Below are 15,587 nucleotides of genomic sequence, written 5' to 3'. Positions count from 1 at the left end.
CCCGAAAGCGTATGCCGCCGGCTCCGGTGCCCGCCGTATGGAGATCCGACGCCTGCCGGCCACCGAGGCCGCCGCCGAGCGCTACGCGGCGGACCTGTGGCTGCCGTACCACCGCGACCTCGCGGCGAGCGCGGCGGCGCACGCGCTCGCGGACCAACCCGACGAGGAGCTGATCGCCGCGGAGGCCGAGTTCCGGCTCGACTTACTCCGGGAGAACGACGACTACCGGACGTGGGTCGTCGCGGTCGACGCTGGGGTTGGCGCCGGCGAGGGCGACCCCGCGAGCCTCGACCCCGAGGACCCCGTGCCCGTCGGCGTCCCGGACCCGGACCGCGATCTCGTCGCGTTCCTCTCGACGAGCGTTGACGAGTGTCCCGCGGTGTTCGACCGGCCCGACCGGCTCGTAGTCGGCGACATCTACGTAGCGGAGCCGTACCGCGGGACCGGGATCGGAGGTCGGCTCATGGAGCGCGCCGCGGTCGACGCGCGTGAGCAGGACTGCGGCGCGCTCCGGCTCGACGTCGACGTCGATAACGACCGAGCGATGGCGTTCTACGAGAAACAGGGGTTCGAGCCGTATCGTAAGCAGATGACGCGAGAGGTGAGATAAGTGGACGGGTTATGAGTGGTTGACGGTGGATCGACGGTGAACGCCTCCAAAGCCACAGCCGCTTGCTTATAAGCCGTCGCTGATGACGCTGTGGCGAACACCTCCAAAGCCACAGCCGCGACGACTCGCGTGGCTCGCTGTGCTCCTCAGTCGCTCACTCCGTTCGCTTCTTGCGGTGCTTACGTCGCCAAGCGTCGTCCTTCCGGGAGACTCCGTCTCCCGTCTTTCCGCTCGCTTCGCTCGCGGAAATCGCGGCTGCCCCTTTGAGTCCCACCCCGCACCGCACAGCACCATCGGAAGACGGTCCTGCTCGCTCACTCCGTTCGCTGCGCGGGCTGCGACTTCCGTGCTCCCGCTCGCTCCCTGCGGTCGCTCTCGGGACCGCAGCCTCACACCTCCCCAGCCTCGTCACCGGACTACGTCCGGTTGCAAGCGAGAGCTCCGCTCTCGCCCTGTCGCTGGCGGCGGCTGCCGCCAGCGACTCCCTCGCACCGGCGTCGCCGGCGGCTGCGCCGCCGGCTGCCAGAGGGACCTTCGGTCCCTCGCGGCTCGCGGCCCTCCGGGCCGCTCACCGGGGCGCGCCACCGCATCCGATCTTACTCTCATCCTCCTACGCCAGCGTCGCCGCTACGCGACTGATAAACGGGAAAACTGCGGGTCTGCTCGGAGCGGCGTTACTCGTCGGCGTCGACCGCGACTTCGTCGGCGTCGACGTCGACGGCGGTCTCCTCCTCGGCGGCGACCTCGGACGGGCGCGCTTCGAGGGTGAGCTTCTGGACCTCGACGCGGCGAAGCGGGTAGATGAGCTTCGCCTCGCCGTAGATCGCCGACGAGAGGTTCCCATCGACGATGGCGTCGACGAACGACTCGAAGGTGCGGTCCTCGGCGGCCGCGTGGACCTTGTCGATCATGACGCGGCGGATCGCCTTCTCCTGCGATCGGTCGGCCTTCTTCGTCGTCAGCGCGACGGGCTGGACGCGGATGCGGTAATCGTCCGTCGTCAGCACCGTGATCGACGCCTCGACCTTCGAGGCGCCGCGGCGGACGAGCGAGCGCAGGTAGTCCCGCGTGAGCTCGTACTTGATAAACTCGGTGTAGGCCGTGTCGCTGCCCACGTCGGTGATCTTGAACGTGAGCTTCGTGTTGTTCGCCCCGGAGTCGCCGGTCAGTTCGCCCAGCGTCGTCGTGATCGTGCGGCCGACGACCTGGTCGGGCTCCTCGGCGAGCGTCTCGCCGAGTTCCTGCCGGTCGAACTGTTCGGGCGCCAGCACGGAGTACCAGCGCTTCTGTTCTCTGCTCTTGGATACGGATCGTTCGCTCATGTGTTGGTGTCAGTGTCGCCGTTGGTGTCGGAGCGGCGCACTCCGTCGTCGGCCGCGAGGTGGCTCCTCGCGCGCTCGACGAGTCGGTCCGCGACGCGTAGGTTCACGACGTGATCGTCCACGGTCGACCGCAGTCCGCCGGTGGTGGGCCGCTCGACGACGCACTCGATCGCGTCGCCGTCGACGCGGGTGGTCATCGAGTCGGTCTCGTCGGGGGCGAGCGCGGCGGCGACGAGGGGGGCGTCGGCGTGGGTCGTCCGGACGGTCGCCGTCCGGCTCGACGCCTCGCTCCGAGCGGATTCTCCGCTCATAGCGCCTCCCTGAGCGCGGCGAGCGCGCTCGTGATGTCGCCGTCTTCGCTCTCGTCGACCGCGATCCCGCCGCGGTCGGCGGTCCCCCAGCCGTCGCCACCGGCCTCGCCCGCCGCCGACCGGCAGGCGTCGCCGATCTCGGCGAGCTCGATCGAAGCGGCAGCCAGCCGACCTGCGGTCTCGTCGACCGCGATCGCGACCGGCTCCGGCGACCGGAAATCCCGGGCGAGCCGGGCGATCGTCGGGAGGACGGCGGTCGCTTCTTCTGCGAGGTCGACGCGCGCGACGAGACAGCCGTCGTACCGGCCGGTCGTCGCGGTATCGAGCGCGCGGTGTGCCGCGATCCCGTGGGTCCGCCACGCGTCGAGCGCGGCGGTCCGAAGCCCGTCGCTCGGGTCGGCGGCGAGCGCCAGCGCAACCCCCGTGCCGGGGGCCTCGCGGGCGAGCGCGTCGAGTACGTCGGCGTAGCCGCCGACCGTCTCGAACGGCGCCGCGTCTCCGACCGTCTCGTAGGGGCGGAGCGCGCGCTCGACCGCCGAGGCGGCCCGCGCGCTCGCGCCCTCCGCGTCCGCGACGTCGACGGCGACCAGCGACGCGAGTCGCCGATGCGCGTCGTCGTCGAGGTCGGCCGGAAGTCCGAGATCCGCGAGCGTGGCGCGCGCGGCCTCGGCGTCGCCGGAGTACGGCGTCCGGACGAGCGTTGAGGCCGCGAGCCCGTCCGCCACGTCGGCGGTCGGGAGCGCGACGCCCGGGCGTCGGCGGACGAGCTCCGCGCGCTCGGCCGCTTCCAGCGCGTCGCCGGAGCCGTCCGTGCCGGGCACGGAGCCGGCCGCGACGACGCCCGTGAGGGCGACGACCGGATCGGGGTCGTCGCAGAGCGCGCGCGCTATCGCGAACGCGTCCGTGCTCGCCGGACGCCCCGTACCGGGAATCGCGTGCGGGCCGCGGTCCGCGCCGACGGTCACCGCGACGGCGTCGTCGCCGGCGTCGGGGACCGGATCGCGGGACACGCGGACCTGAAACGGCGTGCCGACGGCTCGCAGCGCTCGCGCGAGCAGCCCCGCGGCTGCGACCGCGTCGCCGTCGTCGGTCGCGACGAGCCGAACGAACGGCGCGTCCGCGAGGACGCCGGCGAGGGCGTCGGGGGCGGGCGTGGCGGATGTGGCTTCGGTCATCGTGGGGTCGTGTGGTGCGGTCGTGGATCGGTGCGTTCTGCGTCGATGCGTCGTGAGTCGACGCGTCGCGTCGGTTCGCCGCGACCTGTTGTCGCGTCGGGTCAGTTACTCGTCGGAGTCGCTACCCGTCGGAGCCGTTCTCGGCGTCGTTACTCGTCGTCGAGGAGTTCGGCGGCGTACTCGTGGGTGTACGTGAACTCCTCGTCGATCTCGTCGCCGCGGTAGTAGTCCGCGAGGCGGCGGATCTTCGACTCCGTGTTCTGGAGCGCGCGCTTGTTCTGGTGGTCCTGTCCGTTCTCCCCCATGTGCTCGCGCAGGCGGACGGCCTGAGCCATCAGGTTGTAGAGGTCCTCGGGGAACTCCGGCTCCGCGTCGTTCTCCTCGAGGATCTCGGTGACCTTCTTGCCGGTGGCCAGCTTCACGTCGGGCACCGGAACGCCCTTGACGCCCTCGTCACGGAGCTTGAGTCCGATGACGCTGGGGTCGTGGCCCTGCTCCGCCAGTTCGACGACGCGGGACTCGATGTCCTCGGCGTCGACGTCGCTCCACTCCGGGTTCTCGTCCGTCGCCGGCTTGTCCGAACCGGACGAACCGCGACGGCGCGTGTGCATTCGTGCCATTGTGTATCTGGTTGGAACGGCACAACCGCAACGTGACCGCGACTCCGCGCGACGCGGCTGACGGACGGCTCGCGGGTCGAGCTGTCCGACCGGACGGCCCGCGCAAGCGGACGGTCCGACCGCGACGCCGGAGGCGTCGGCGCACTGCTACATTCCCAAGCCGTGGGCGAAAAGACCCCGGCGCGTCGGATCTGCAGCTGTGCTGTTCCCGTATGAGGCGTCGTCGTCCGGGTTGTTAAGCGTGTTCTTGTCGTCCGCTCGGGCGAGTGCGGGACATCTAGAGGGGGAACGCGGGCGGAGCCGGAGCACGGACCGAGACGGAGCGCGGCCCGAGACAGGACACGAGGGTTTACGTGGGTCGTGGATCACCGAGCGCGTGGGAAAGACACATGAACGACCCATCCGACGACGACCCGATCGATCTGACCGGAGACGAACCACCCGACGGCGCTCCACCCGGCGGCGGCCAGCGCGACCGGGGAGACCCCGGGGCGTCCGACGGCGAACTCGCGACCGACGGGGGGCTCAGCGCCGGGACGGGATCGGAGACCGACTCCGAGCCCCGGATCACTTTTTACGGCGGGAAGTGGGCGAGCACGGTCCCGCTCGCCTTCTTCATCGTCTGGGCTATCTTCCAGAGCGGCGTCCTCGGCATCGGCGACACGAACGGGCTGGTGATCGGGGCGCTGCTCGGGACGATCCTCGGGATGTTCTTTGTGCGCGGCGACTGGAAGGCGTACGCCGACACCATCTTCGAGGGGATGACCCAACGCGTCGCCGCGACCGCGATCGTCGCGTGGCTGTGGGCCGGGATGTTCGCCGAGACGCTGCAGGTCGGCGGGTTCGTCGAGGGGCTCATCTTCGCCGCCGACGCCCTGAACGTCGGCGCGGCCACCTTCCCCGCGGCCGCGTTCGTCCTCTGCGGCCTGCTCGCGACCGGGATCGGGACGGGATACGGCGCCACCGTCGCGTTCGTGACCCTCTTTTTCCCGGCCGGCGTGTTGATCGGCGCGAACCCCGTGCTGCTGTTCGCCGCGATCCTGTCGGGCGCGGTGTTCGGCGACAACCTCGCGCCCGTCAGCGACACGACGATCGTGAGCGCGGTGACGCAAGACGCCGACATCGGTGGCGTCGTCGCCTCGCGGTTCAAGTACGCGATCCTCGCCGCGGTACCCGCATTCATCGCCTACCTGATCATGGGGTCGGTGCTGTCGGGCGCGAGCCTCGAAGGGTCGGCCGCGCTCCGGGAGACGGCGACCGCGCTCGGTCTGGTCCACCTGCTCTCGATGGGCGTCGTGATCGCGACGGCGGTCGCGGGCCGCCACATCGTCGAGGCGATCTCGTGGGGTATCCTCGTCGCCGTCGCGTTCAACCTCCTGTTCGGGCTCTCGTCCGTGAGCGACATCCTCGCGTTCACCGTGACCGAGGCCGGGACGTTCACGGCGCTCCCGTTCGTCGTGGTCGGTGAGACCGCGGGCGTGGGCGGGAGCCTCTACTCGGGCGCGATCGGCTTCTTCCCGCTCATCGTGTTGACCCTGCTGATCGTGTCGATGGCGCAGATCATGATCCGCGGCGGCGGCTTCGCGGCGATCCAGGACTTCCTGTTGAACTCGGTCGCGACAAACGTCCGGCGGGCCGAGCTGACGATGGTGCTCGGCACGGCGACCATCAACGGGATGATCACGATCAACACCGCCGCGGAGATCGCGATCGCCCCGTATATCGCGCGGATCGGCGAGAAGTTCAATATCAACGGCTACCGGCGCGCGAACATCTTGGACGCCAACACCTCCGCGCTCGGGTACATCTTCCCCTGGGCCGGCGGCGTCCTCGTCGGGTATCAGGTGATGGTCGGTCCCGAGGGGCTCGGCGCCGAGTACGGCCCCGAGATGGTGGTCAATCCCATCGAGGTCGTGCCGTACGTGTTCCACGGCTGGTTCCTCGTGATCGTCTTCCTACTGGCCGCGATCACCGGGTTCGGGCGTGAGTACATTCCCGACCGCACCTCCGAGGAGGTGTCGCGCGCATGAGCCGCTTCGACAAGTTCTTCGCCGGGTTCTCGTTCCGGGACTCGACGCCCGACTACGCGCCCGGCGACGTGATCGAGGTGATGGTCACCGGCGAGGATAGCGGTACGGCAGTCGCCCGCATCGGCGACTCGACGCTCCGGATCGAGGACGCACCTGCCGACGCCGTGAACACCCGCGTGCTGGTCGCGGTCGACACGTGGGACGAAGCGGACCACCGCGGGACCGGAACGTACCGGGAGACGGTCGGCGAAAGCGCGTTCTGATCGGTTCGCTCACTACTTTTTAGATATCGTTGGCGTCGACGGCGCGGGGAAGACTTCCAAGGTCTCAGCCGCTCGCTTATAAGTGCCTGATAGCGATCCAACGGAGAACACCTCCAAAGCCCCAGCCGCGACGACTCGCGTGGCTCGCTGTCGTTCGAAAGGCGCGAAGCGCCTTTCGTGATGTCGTCAGAATCCGACGGATTCTGACTGCTAGCCGGAAATCTCCGATTTCCGGCGATGACGAGAGAGCTTTGCTCTCTCGAACCACGCTCCTCGGTCGCTCGTTCCACTCGCTCCCTGCGGTGTCGCCGGCGGCGAAGCCGCCGGCTGCCCGTGGCGCGTAGCGCCACGCTGCTTGCGTCGCCAAGTATCGTCCCTCCGGGAGACTCCGTCTCCCGTGCCCCCGCTCGCGTTGCTCGCGGGGATCACGGCCGCCCCTTTGAGTCCCACCCCGACCGCAACCGCACCATCGGAAGACGGTCCTGCTCGCTCACTCCGTTCGCTGCGCGGGCTGCGACTTCCGTGCTCCCGCTCGCTCCCTGCGGTCGCTCTCGGGACCGCAGCCTCACACCTCCCCAGCCTCGCGCGTGCTCCTCGCGCCCTGACGGGCGCTCGGAGGCGCGCGCCACCGCAACTTACTTTTAAACACTGCGTCGCTAGCAGGGATCCGTCCGTCGCGAGCGACGCGAACCGCCTGCGGACCGGGGCGCTTTTTAAGACGACGCTCGAACCTGAGCGCGTGCTATCGGTCGAGCTCCACACGCACTCCGCGCTGTCTTACGACGGGCGCGACCCGGTCGACCTGCTCTTGGAGCAGGCGGCCGCGGTCGGGCTCGACGCGCTCGCCGTCACCGACCACGACGAGATCGACGCCAGCATCGAGGCGGCCGAGAAGGCCCCCGACTACGGGCTCGTCGGCATCGTCGGCATGGAGGTGACGAGCGCCGCCGGTCACGTCCTCGCGTTCGGCATCACCGAACGCGTCGAGAGCGGCCTCCCCTTCGACGAGACGCTCGATCGGATCCGCGATCAGGGCGGAATCGCGGTCATCCCCCATCCCTTCCAGAAGTCCCGCCACGGCGTCGCCGCCCACATCAGCGACGAGCAGCTGGCGAGCGCCGACGCCCTCGAAGTGTACAACTCTCGGCTGTTCACCGGGCGCTCGAACCGACAGGCCGAGAAGTTCGCGATCCGGAACCGGCTGCCGATGACCGCCGGCAGCGACGCCCACATCTCCGAGATGGTCGGACAGGCCGTGACCGAGGTCGGCGCCGACGAGCGCTCGGCCGAGGCGATCCTCGACGGCATCGCCGACGGCCACACCAGCGTCGTCGGGAAACGGACCCCGTGGCGCGTCTCGCTCCGCCAGTTCGGCGGCGGCGCCAAGCGACGCGCGCTCCGGGCGCTGAACGAACTTCGCTGACCGCGATGACGACTCCCTCCACCGCCGATCTGCGCGGTGTCCCGCCCGAGCGCGTGCGCGACGCCCTCCGCGACGGCGATCCACTCCCCGGCGGGCGCGGGTTCGCCGGCCTCCTCCGTGACCCGCCGAACCGCGAGGGGCCCGTCCTCGTCCGAGACGTGCTCGGCCGCCAGCCGCTGTTCGTCGAGCGCGGCGTCGCGGATCCGATGACCGAAGACGGCCCCACAACCCCCGGCGCGTGGAGTTTCGACCGAACCGACCTCGACGACCCGGAACCCCTTCGGGCCGGAGCTCTCCTGTCGAGCGCGGGGACCGATCGCGTCTGGTCGCTTCCGGACGGCGAGGCCGTCGATCCGGAACCCGGACAGGCCGGGGTCGACGAGGCGCTCGACGCCGCGCTCGGCGATCTCGACGTCGGCGATCTCGAAGCGGAACGCGACGGGAACGACCTCGCGGTCGCCTTCTCCGGCGGCATCGACTCCGGAGTCGTCGCCGCCGCGGTCCCGGACGCGCCCTGTTACGTCGCCGGCTTCGAGGGGTGTCACGACGTCGCGGCCGCCCGCGAGGCCGCCGCGGCGATGGACCTGGACCTCCGTGTGGTCGAGATCACCCACGACGACCTCGTGCGCGCGGTCCGCGACGTCGCCGCGGCGACCGGCCGGCAGAACCCGATGGATGTCGCGATCGCGGTGCCGCTGTACCTCGCGGCGGAGGCCGCCGCGGCCGACGGCGTCCGCCGGCTCGCGGTGGGGCAGGGCGCCGACGAGCTGTTCGGCGGCTACAGCAAGGTCGCCGACCCCGTCGGCGACGACCGCGTCGCGGCGGAGACGGTGCGGGGCGCGCGGGCCGAGACGGTCCGTTCGCTCCCGGACCAGCTCGAACGCGACGTGCTCGCGCTCCGCGCCGCCGGGGTCGAGCCGGTCGCGCCGCTGCTCGACGACCGGATCGTCGCGGCCGCGCTCGCGCTGCCGGGCGAACTGCTCGCGAGCGACGGCGAGCGCAAGATCGCGCTCCGACGGGCGGCGACCGGGCACGTGCCCGAGTCCGTCCGGACGGCCGACAAGAAGGCGGTCCAGTACGGGACGTACGTCTCTCGGGAACTCGACCGGCTCGCGCGGCGGGCGGGGTTCAAACGGCGCATGGACGACCACGTCGGACAGTACCTCGACGCGCTGCTGTCGGAATCGTAGCGGGGCCGCGCGGCGCGAAAAACGGCCCGTGGGGGCCGGTGCTGACCAAGCCGCCGTATGGAGTACCAGTCCTACGGCCGACGCCCGATCGGTCGGGCGCCTACTGACGAATAACGGGGACCAGTATAAAATTCAGGTAGTAGTGACAAATATGACACCGTCATCCCGCGAATGAATGACGTTCGAACACTAATCGCGGGGATTCGGCCCGAAGGATCCGATCGGAACCGTACAGAGCCGCCGGAACCGCACATGCATCCGGCCGAGGGAGCGAGACGGAAAGGCGAGCGGCACGGACCGCTGCGGCGAGCGACGGAGCCCGCGCTCAGCGGTTCGTCACCTGACGAGATACGGGTCGCTGCCGGCGATGAAGCGCCCGAGGTCGCTCTCGCGGCGGAAGTCCGTCGATTGAAGTTCGCGGAGCGCCGCGACGAGCCGGTCGCCGTCGCCGTCGGTCCACTCGGCGGGGTCCTTGATCGGGAGGACGAGCCAGCCGGAACCGAGCAGCTCCTCGGCGTGGAGCGCGTCCATGTCGATCTCCGTCTTGTGCGCCCGCGAGGTGTACTGCCGGAGGACGTGGTCGGTCGCGCGGGCGCCGACCGGGAGGAGGACGTGGGCGGCGATCGCTCGGAGCTCCGCGTCGAAGAACCGCTCCATATCGTCGTACGACGCTTCGTCCGGGACGCCGTCGGCGACGCACATGTGGAGGTACGAGAAGAACGTCCGGTCGGCTTGGATCGGATCGGAGAGTTCGGCGTCGTCCACCGAGTCGTCGTCGAACCTCGCGATCAGGCCCCCGTCGACCAGCGCGGAGAGGAACGCGGTCGACCATGGCTCGCCGGTAAACGGGACGCCGGCGTCGGCGCCGCCGTGGACCCCGGGGTGGTCGCCGATCACGTGGAAGTCGGCGTTGGCGTCGCCGTAGCCGGGGACGAACGACTCGCAGTCCGGGCGCATCCCGAACGGGTTCCGCGTTCTGTCCGTGACGTTCTGCACGCCGCGTGATAGGCGACGGACCGGTTAAATCGCGTTCGGTCCGTGGCCGGAGTCGGTCAGGGGCCGATCTGACCCTGTCGCGCTCCCACCGATGCGAGGCGCACGAGGCGCAGAAGATACGCATAACTTATGGAAACGAGCGAGGTTCGCACCGCCGTGGCTATCCCGATCGTGACAGCCTTCCGATTATATTTCATAATCGTTAATTTATGATCCGAAACCGCATGACTGCGACGAGGCCTTCGAACTTCGCACCCCGGAAAGTATTTATATACGTCTCCGTTCGGGTAGCTCGAAGACCCATGTTCGACCGCATCCGTACGGCGGCCCTCTTCGGGCTGCACCAGGCGACCGTCGCTGTCGGGATCTCGCTGTTCCCGATGGCCGTCTTCGCCCGTAAGCAACTCGGTATCAACGTCCCCATCGGCCGGCTCGTCGAGACCACCGGCGAGGTGTACGAGGCCACCGAGGAGTGAACGCGTCGGTACCGTCGTGGCTGTCCCGTTTTCGAGAATGTCCGTTTCGAGTGCGTTCCCGTTTCTGAGCGGTTAGCACCGGAACCGTCGCCCGGGCGTAGTCGCCGACGAATAGACCCGTCGGAACCGGCGGTCGGTCCCCGAAGGGTTGCCTTTATCAGCGCGCCGAGCCAACGGAGTCGTAATGCGAACACCGACTGGCGACCTCTCCGACGGACCGGCCGAGGAGCTAGGCCGCGACCAGCCCGTCTTCGGACCGGAGATCGGCGAGTTCGAACACAGTGAACGCCGCGCGGCGCAGGCCGACGGCGAGGGCGAGATGAAGACCGGGACCACGACGGTCGGCATCAAGACCGCCGACGGCGTCGTGATGGCGACCGACATGCGCGCCTCCCTCGGCGGCATGGTCTCCTCGAAGGACGTGCAGAAGGTCGAGGAGGTCCACCCCCGCGGCGCACTGACCATCGCCGGCTCCGTCTCCGCCGCCCAGAACCTCATCTCGACGCTGAAGGCGGAGACGAGCCTCTACGAGACCCGCCGCGGCAAGGACATGTCCATGGAGGCGCTGTCGACGCTCACCGGGAACCTCCTCCGCTCCGGCGCGTTCTACATCGTCCAGCCGATCCTCGGCGGCGTCGACGACGAGGGCGCCCACATCTACTCCATCGACGCCCTCGGCGGCACGACCGAGGAGGAGTACACCGTCACGGGCTCCGGCTCCCAGTACGCCCTCGGTGTCCTCGAACAGGAGTACCACGACGACGTGACCGTCGACGAGGCAACCGAGATCGCCGCGAAGGCGATCCAGTCCGCGGTCGAGCGCGACCTCGCGTCCGGCAACGGGATCAACGTCGCCGTCGTCACCGACGATGGCGTCGACATCACCCGCTACAAGGACTTCGACGACCTGCTGTAGCGGTCGCGGTCGACGCAGATTCCGTTTCTGTCGGCACTTTCCGTTGTTTCGCTTCTCTCGCCGAGGCGGACGAACCGGAGTTCGGGCCTGACGACTCAGGCGCCGCGATCTTCGACGGCGTCGGCGTCGTTCGTCTCGTTTGCGTCCCCCACGTCCCTCGGCGACCGGATCCCGTCTCCCCAGTAGAACCGCGGGCCGAGGACGAGGTAGCCCACGGAGAGGAACAGCAGCGCGAACGCGAACCCCTCGCCGATCCACGCCGGGAGGAGGGACGTGGCCATGTGGCCGATCGGGGTGAGGATTACGGCCGCCTGCACGACACCCATCACGAGCGCGTCCTGCGCGTGGAGGTCGGGGTACGTAACGGTCGATCCCATCAGCAGGGCGAACGCGGCGGTCGCCCCGACGAGCAGCGCGGGAGCGGTGTAGCCGGCGATGACGGCCGCGGCGAGCACCGTGGCCGCCAGCGTCGTCGGCACGCCCACCGTCTCGCGCTCGTCGGCGTCGTAGGCCGTGTACATTCCGAGGCGGGCGACCGCCAGCGAGACGAACAGGGCCGCGGCGCCGAGGCCGGCGGCGACGAAGATCGGGTCGATCGCGAACGAGCGCGCGTCGAGGACGACGAACGCCACGAGCGCGGCGGGCGCGACCCCGAACGAGGCCACGTCGGCCAGCGAGTCGAGATACGGACCGGCGTCGGTCGACCCGCGATGCCGAGCGACAACGCCGTCGAGCCCGTCCGCGACCGCGGCGAGCAGGATGAGGCGAGCCGCGAGCCGGGGATCGACGGCAGCGGCGACGACCGCGAGGAAGCCGACCGCCGCGTTCGCCACCGTCACCGCGTCAGCGAGCCCGAGCCGCCCGATGAACCGCAAATGCATACGGGATCGGTCGCCAAGGCGGGTTTTAGGGTTTGTTATCTGTGGAGGGGACAGGTCGGATCGCAGAGCCATGATTATAATGAGGCACGGGAATTGGGGTGATATGGAGCCACTTTCGGTCGGCGTCCTCGGCTGTGGGACGATCAGTGACGCGTACTTCTCTTCGGACGACCAGTTCGACTGCTTCGAGATTACCGCTTGTGCGGACCTTGACTCGGAGCGCTCGGCAGCGAAAGCCGACGAGTACCGGATCACGTCCTACGATACAGAATCATTGCTCGAGTCTGACGTCGAAGCTGTCGTCAATCTCACACCACCTTCGGTCCACGCCCAAACCTGCGAACAACTTCTCGACGCTGGGAAACACGTCTACGTCGAAAAACCTCTCGCTGCGACGGTCAAAGACGCCAAAGAAATAGTCTCAATGGCCGATGAGTCCGACCTGCTGGTTGGTTCCGCACCGGACACGTTTCTCGGTGCAGGTCTCCAGACCTGTCGGTCGATCATCGATTCGGGGCGTATTGGTGAACCAATCGGCGCGACAGCCATCTGGACCTCGAGCGGTCACGAGAGTTGGCACCCGAATCCAGACTTTTACTATGCCGAGGGCGGTGGACCACTGTTCGACATGGGACCGTACTACGTGACTGCGCTCGTCTCGTTGCTCGGTTCGGCATCACGCGTAACCGGGTCGGTTAAACAGACGTTCTCGAAACGGACAATCACGAGTGAACCCCGCAATGGAGAGGAATTCGACGTCGAAGTGCCGACGCACGAAACGGGGATCATCGAGTTCGAGAACGGAACCATCGCGAACCTCCTGATGAGTTTCGACGTAAACGGCGGATCGTCTCTACCCGAGCCTACATTCGAGATCTACGGCACCGAAGGGACGCTCCAATTACCTGATCCGAACCATTTCGAGGGCCCTGTCCGTGTTCGAGACAGTAATAGCGACGACTTCGAAGCAGTCGAACTCACTCACGAGTATACCGCGGGTCGTGGCGCAGGTGTCGCAGACCTCGCGTACGCGATCAACGGTGACTGGGAGCAGCGAACGAGCGCTAACCTCGCATACCACGTCTTGACTGTGCTCTCGGGGATTCGTGCTGCATCTGACGAGGGTAAACACGTACAGATCGAGAACGACTGCGAGCGACCAGAGCCGCTTCCTCCGGCGTTTCCGGGTCGATAAGCACCGAGATGGCTAGCTAACGAGCCGAAGGCATCGAGAATTCCCATAACGTGCAGTAATTCTCCGCCCCCCCCCCCCATAAATAGGTGGCCGTATCCGGCCGCTCCGGTCGGGAAGCCGGCGCGAATCCCTCGGCGAACGCCCGTTCGGTGTCAGACGTGCGCCGCGAGGAAGTCGACGACCTCGCGGTACGCCTCGATGCGGTTCTCCAGTTTCGCGAAGCCGTGCCCCTCGTCGTCGAAGATCAGCTTTCGAACGGGGACGCCCTGCTCGCGCGCCTGTTCGACGATCTGTTCGGCCTCGCCGACGGGCACCCGCGGGTCGTTCGCGCCGTGGAGGACGAACAGCGGCGACTCGATCGCCTCGATGTTGTTGATCGGCGAGATCGACTCCAGGAACTCCCGGTTCTCTTCGAGAGACCCGTACTCGGCCTCTCGGAGCTCGCGGCGCCAGTCGCCGGTGTTCTCGAGGAACGTCACGAAGTTCGCGATGCCGACGATGTCGACGCCGGCGGCCCACAGATCGGGGTACTCGGTGAGCGCAGCGAGCACCATGAAGCCGCCGTAGGAGCCGCCCATGGCGACGACGCGGTCGGGGTTGACTTCGGGGTGGTCGTGGAGCCACTCCACGCCGGCCCGAACGTCCGCGACCGAGTCCATCCGGTTTTCCACGTCGTCGAGGGCGGAGTACGCCTTGCCGTATCCCGACGAGCCGCGGACGTTCGGCTCGAACACGGCGTACCCGTTGTTCAGCAGGTACTGCTTGACCGAGGCGAAGGAGGGCCGGCGCTGCGACTCGGGGCCGCCGTGGATGTCGACGACGACGGGGTAGCCGTCCTCGGGCGATTCTGCCGCCGGGACCGAGAAGAACGCGGGGATCTCCCGGCCGTCGAAGGTGGGGTAGTGGACCAGTTCGGGCTCGACGAACGTGTCCGGCGGGATGCCGGCGGTCGACGCCGCGGTCCAGCGCTCCGTCTCGCCGGTCGTCGCCTCGACGACGTAGGCGTTCGCGTTGTGGGTGCTGCCGGTCGCGGTGATCGCGAAGCGGTTCCCGTCCGGGCCGAAGCTCACGCCGCCGGCGACGCCCTCGGGGAGGTCGGGGGCCGGGAAGGGGTCGATCCGGTCGGGCTCGACCAGCTCGCCGACCGTGATCTCGGTGTAGCCGTCGACGTTGCGCGAGTAGACGACGCGCCGGGACTCCTCGTGGACCGCAACGCCGTCGACGTTCCAGCCGTCGTCGCCGCCGGGCTTCGCGGGGGGAGCGCTCTCGTCGCCGTCCTCGTCCGCGCCGCCCTCGCGCGCCGAGCCCGCTCCGGACGCGACCACGGAGAACTCGCGGGTCGCGAGGTCCAGCCGCTCCAGACGGAGCGTGTCGCTGTCGCGGTCGGTGACGAGGTAGAGCCCCTCGCCCTCCGGCCCCCACTCCGGGCTGCCGTATCGCACGTCGCCCTCGTGGGGCGTGTGGTGGGTCAGGTCGCCGCTCGCGACGTCGAGCGTGTACACGTCGTGGTCGAACGAGGAGTGCGCCTCGTGGACGATCAGGCGGTCGTCGCTCGGCGACCAGCCGGCCACGGAGAGCCAGCCGTCGCCCTCGTAGACGAGTTCGGCGTCGTCGCCGGTCGCGTCCCGGTCCTGCACGTACACGTCGAAGACGGCCTCGTCGCGGCGGTTCGAGGCGAACGCGAAGCGATCGCCCTCGCCGTCCCAGCCGCCCCAGCGGTGTTTCGCCTCCGGGCGGTCGGTGAGGTTGCTGATCTCGCCCGACTCGTAGTTGAGCAGGTACAGCTGGGCGCGCTCGTTGCCGCCCTCGTCCATGCCGAAGACGGCCTCCGCGCGTTGCGGGGAGGAGTCGACGAAGGAGACCGACTCCTCGAAGAACGTGTGCTGTTCGGGCCACCCCAGCGGCTCCTCCAGCGACCACACCTGTCCGGTGCCGGTCGTGTTCAACAGGAAGGAGAGCCGCCCGTTGGGGCCCAAGTCCGCCCCGCCAGCGTTCCGTACGTTGAGGTATCGCTCGATGTCGTACCGGTGCATAGGGTCCGGTTCTCCGCGTGGTGTGAAACCGTTTCGGGTGCGAGAACCGGTCGCACGACCGCGATCCGGTGGCTCGATCGCGTCGGCTTCCCGTCGGTCCGCCGCCGGCCCGTCGTCGAACTGCTGCCGACCCGTCGTCGGACCGC

The 15,587-nt window shown here is 68.7% G+C and carries 15 protein-coding genes; 8 read left to right on the top strand and 7 right to left on the bottom strand.

Annotated elements, in window-relative coordinates:
* Positions 1-37 precede the first annotated feature (37 nt).
* On the top strand, positions 38-610 hold the full coding sequence (locus ACP96_RS08525) for a GNAT family N-acetyltransferase (protein WP_050033006.1): 573 nt from the start codon (positions 38-40) through the stop codon (positions 608-610).
* Between the two features lie 674 nt (positions 611-1,284).
* Here ACP96_RS08525 and ACP96_RS08520 read toward each other — a convergent pair.
* The 4 genes from ACP96_RS08520 to ACP96_RS08505 all read right to left on the bottom strand — a co-directional run bounded on the left by ACP96_RS08520 (position 1,285) and on the right by ACP96_RS08505 (position 4,038).
* Positions 1,285-1,932, bottom strand: a complete 648-nt coding sequence (locus tag ACP96_RS08520) for a 30S ribosomal protein S3ae (RefSeq protein WP_050033005.1) — start codon at positions 1,930-1,932, stop codon at positions 1,285-1,287.
* On the bottom strand, positions 1,929-2,243 hold the full coding sequence (locus ACP96_RS08515; RefSeq protein ID WP_050033004.1) for a KEOPS complex subunit Pcc1: 315 nt from the start codon (positions 2,241-2,243) through the stop codon (positions 1,929-1,931). Before ACP96_RS08515 ends, ACP96_RS08520 begins: the two co-directional genes overlap by 4 nt.
* Complete coding sequence (locus ACP96_RS08510) at positions 2,240-3,418, bottom strand: hypothetical protein (protein ID WP_050033003.1); 1,179 nt, start codon at positions 3,416-3,418, stop codon at positions 2,240-2,242. Before ACP96_RS08510 ends, ACP96_RS08515 begins: the two co-directional genes overlap by 4 nt.
* A 149-nt stretch (positions 3,419-3,567) precedes the next feature.
* The gene (locus ACP96_RS08505) at positions 3,568-4,038 is read right to left on the bottom strand and encodes a 30S ribosomal protein S15 (RefSeq protein WP_050027043.1); all 471 of its coding nucleotides are present in this window, start codon (positions 4,036-4,038) and stop codon (positions 3,568-3,570) included.
* Between the two features lie 389 nt (positions 4,039-4,427).
* Here ACP96_RS08505 and ACP96_RS08500 point away from each other — a divergent pair, with 389 nt between their 5' ends.
* From ACP96_RS08500 to ACP96_RS08485, 4 genes are all read left to right on the top strand, one after another.
* The gene (locus ACP96_RS08500) at positions 4,428-6,068 is read left to right on the top strand and encodes a Na+/H+ antiporter NhaC family protein (protein ID WP_050033002.1); all 1,641 of its coding nucleotides are present in this window, start codon (positions 4,428-4,430) and stop codon (positions 6,066-6,068) included.
* The gene (locus ACP96_RS08495) at positions 6,065-6,331 is read left to right on the top strand and encodes a DUF7513 family protein (RefSeq protein ID WP_050033001.1); all 267 of its coding nucleotides are present in this window, start codon (positions 6,065-6,067) and stop codon (positions 6,329-6,331) included. Before ACP96_RS08500 ends, ACP96_RS08495 begins: the two co-directional genes overlap by 4 nt.
* A 739-nt stretch (positions 6,332-7,070) precedes the next feature.
* Positions 7,071-7,754 carry a PHP domain-containing protein gene (locus ACP96_RS08490; protein WP_050033000.1) on the top strand — a complete coding sequence of 228 codons (684 nt, stop codon included), beginning with the start codon at positions 7,071-7,073 and terminating at the stop codon, positions 7,752-7,754.
* 5 nt (positions 7,755-7,759) lie between these two features.
* A complete protein-coding gene (locus tag ACP96_RS08485) occupies positions 7,760-8,944 on the top strand; it encodes an asparagine synthase C-terminal domain-containing protein (RefSeq protein WP_050032999.1) in 1,185 nt (394 codons plus the stop codon).
* 336 nt (positions 8,945-9,280) lie between these two features.
* Here ACP96_RS08485 and ACP96_RS08480 read toward each other — a convergent pair whose 3' ends face one another.
* Positions 9,281-9,940 carry a uracil-DNA glycosylase family protein gene (locus ACP96_RS08480; RefSeq protein WP_050032998.1) on the bottom strand — a complete coding sequence of 220 codons (660 nt, stop codon included), beginning with the start codon at positions 9,938-9,940 and terminating at the stop codon, positions 9,281-9,283.
* A gap of 302 nt (positions 9,941-10,242) precedes the next feature.
* Here ACP96_RS08480 and ACP96_RS19190 point away from each other — a divergent pair, with 302 nt between their 5' ends.
* Both ACP96_RS19190 and psmB read left to right on the top strand, forming a co-directional pair.
* Positions 10,243-10,416: a hypothetical protein gene (locus tag ACP96_RS19190; RefSeq protein ID WP_200895736.1), complete on the top strand. Its 174-nt coding sequence runs from the start codon at positions 10,243-10,245 to the stop codon at positions 10,414-10,416.
* 184 nt (positions 10,417-10,600) lie between these two features.
* Entirely contained in the window at positions 10,601-11,332 is a 732-nt protein-coding gene (psmB, locus tag ACP96_RS08475; protein WP_050027024.1) for an archaeal proteasome endopeptidase complex subunit beta, read from the top strand.
* A 95-nt stretch (positions 11,333-11,427) separates the two neighbouring features.
* On the opposite strand, the gene ACP96_RS08470 is transcribed toward psmB, so the two are convergent.
* Positions 11,428-12,213, bottom strand: a complete 786-nt coding sequence (locus ACP96_RS08470; RefSeq protein WP_050032997.1) for a protein sorting system archaetidylserine synthase — start codon at positions 12,211-12,213, stop codon at positions 11,428-11,430.
* Positions 12,214-12,316: 103 nt separating this feature from the next.
* Between ACP96_RS08470 and ACP96_RS08465 the strand changes: the two genes are divergently transcribed.
* A complete protein-coding gene (locus ACP96_RS08465; protein WP_050032996.1) occupies positions 12,317-13,408 on the top strand; it encodes a Gfo/Idh/MocA family protein in 1,092 nt (363 codons plus the stop codon).
* 152 nt (positions 13,409-13,560) lie between these two features.
* Here ACP96_RS08465 and ACP96_RS08460 read toward each other — a convergent pair whose 3' ends face one another.
* Positions 13,561-15,441: a S9 family peptidase gene (locus ACP96_RS08460; protein WP_050027012.1), complete on the bottom strand. Its 1,881-nt coding sequence runs from the start codon at positions 15,439-15,441 to the stop codon at positions 13,561-13,563.
* Between the last annotated feature and the right edge of the window lie 146 nt (positions 15,442-15,587).

It is taken from the genome of Halorubrum halophilum (assembly GCF_000739595.1).
Lineage (GTDB): Archaea > Halobacteriota > Halobacteria > Halobacteriales > Haloferacaceae > Halorubrum > Halorubrum halophilum.
The sequence above is the reverse complement of the archived record's forward strand: the minus strand, read 5'-3'. Positions and strand labels throughout refer to the sequence as shown.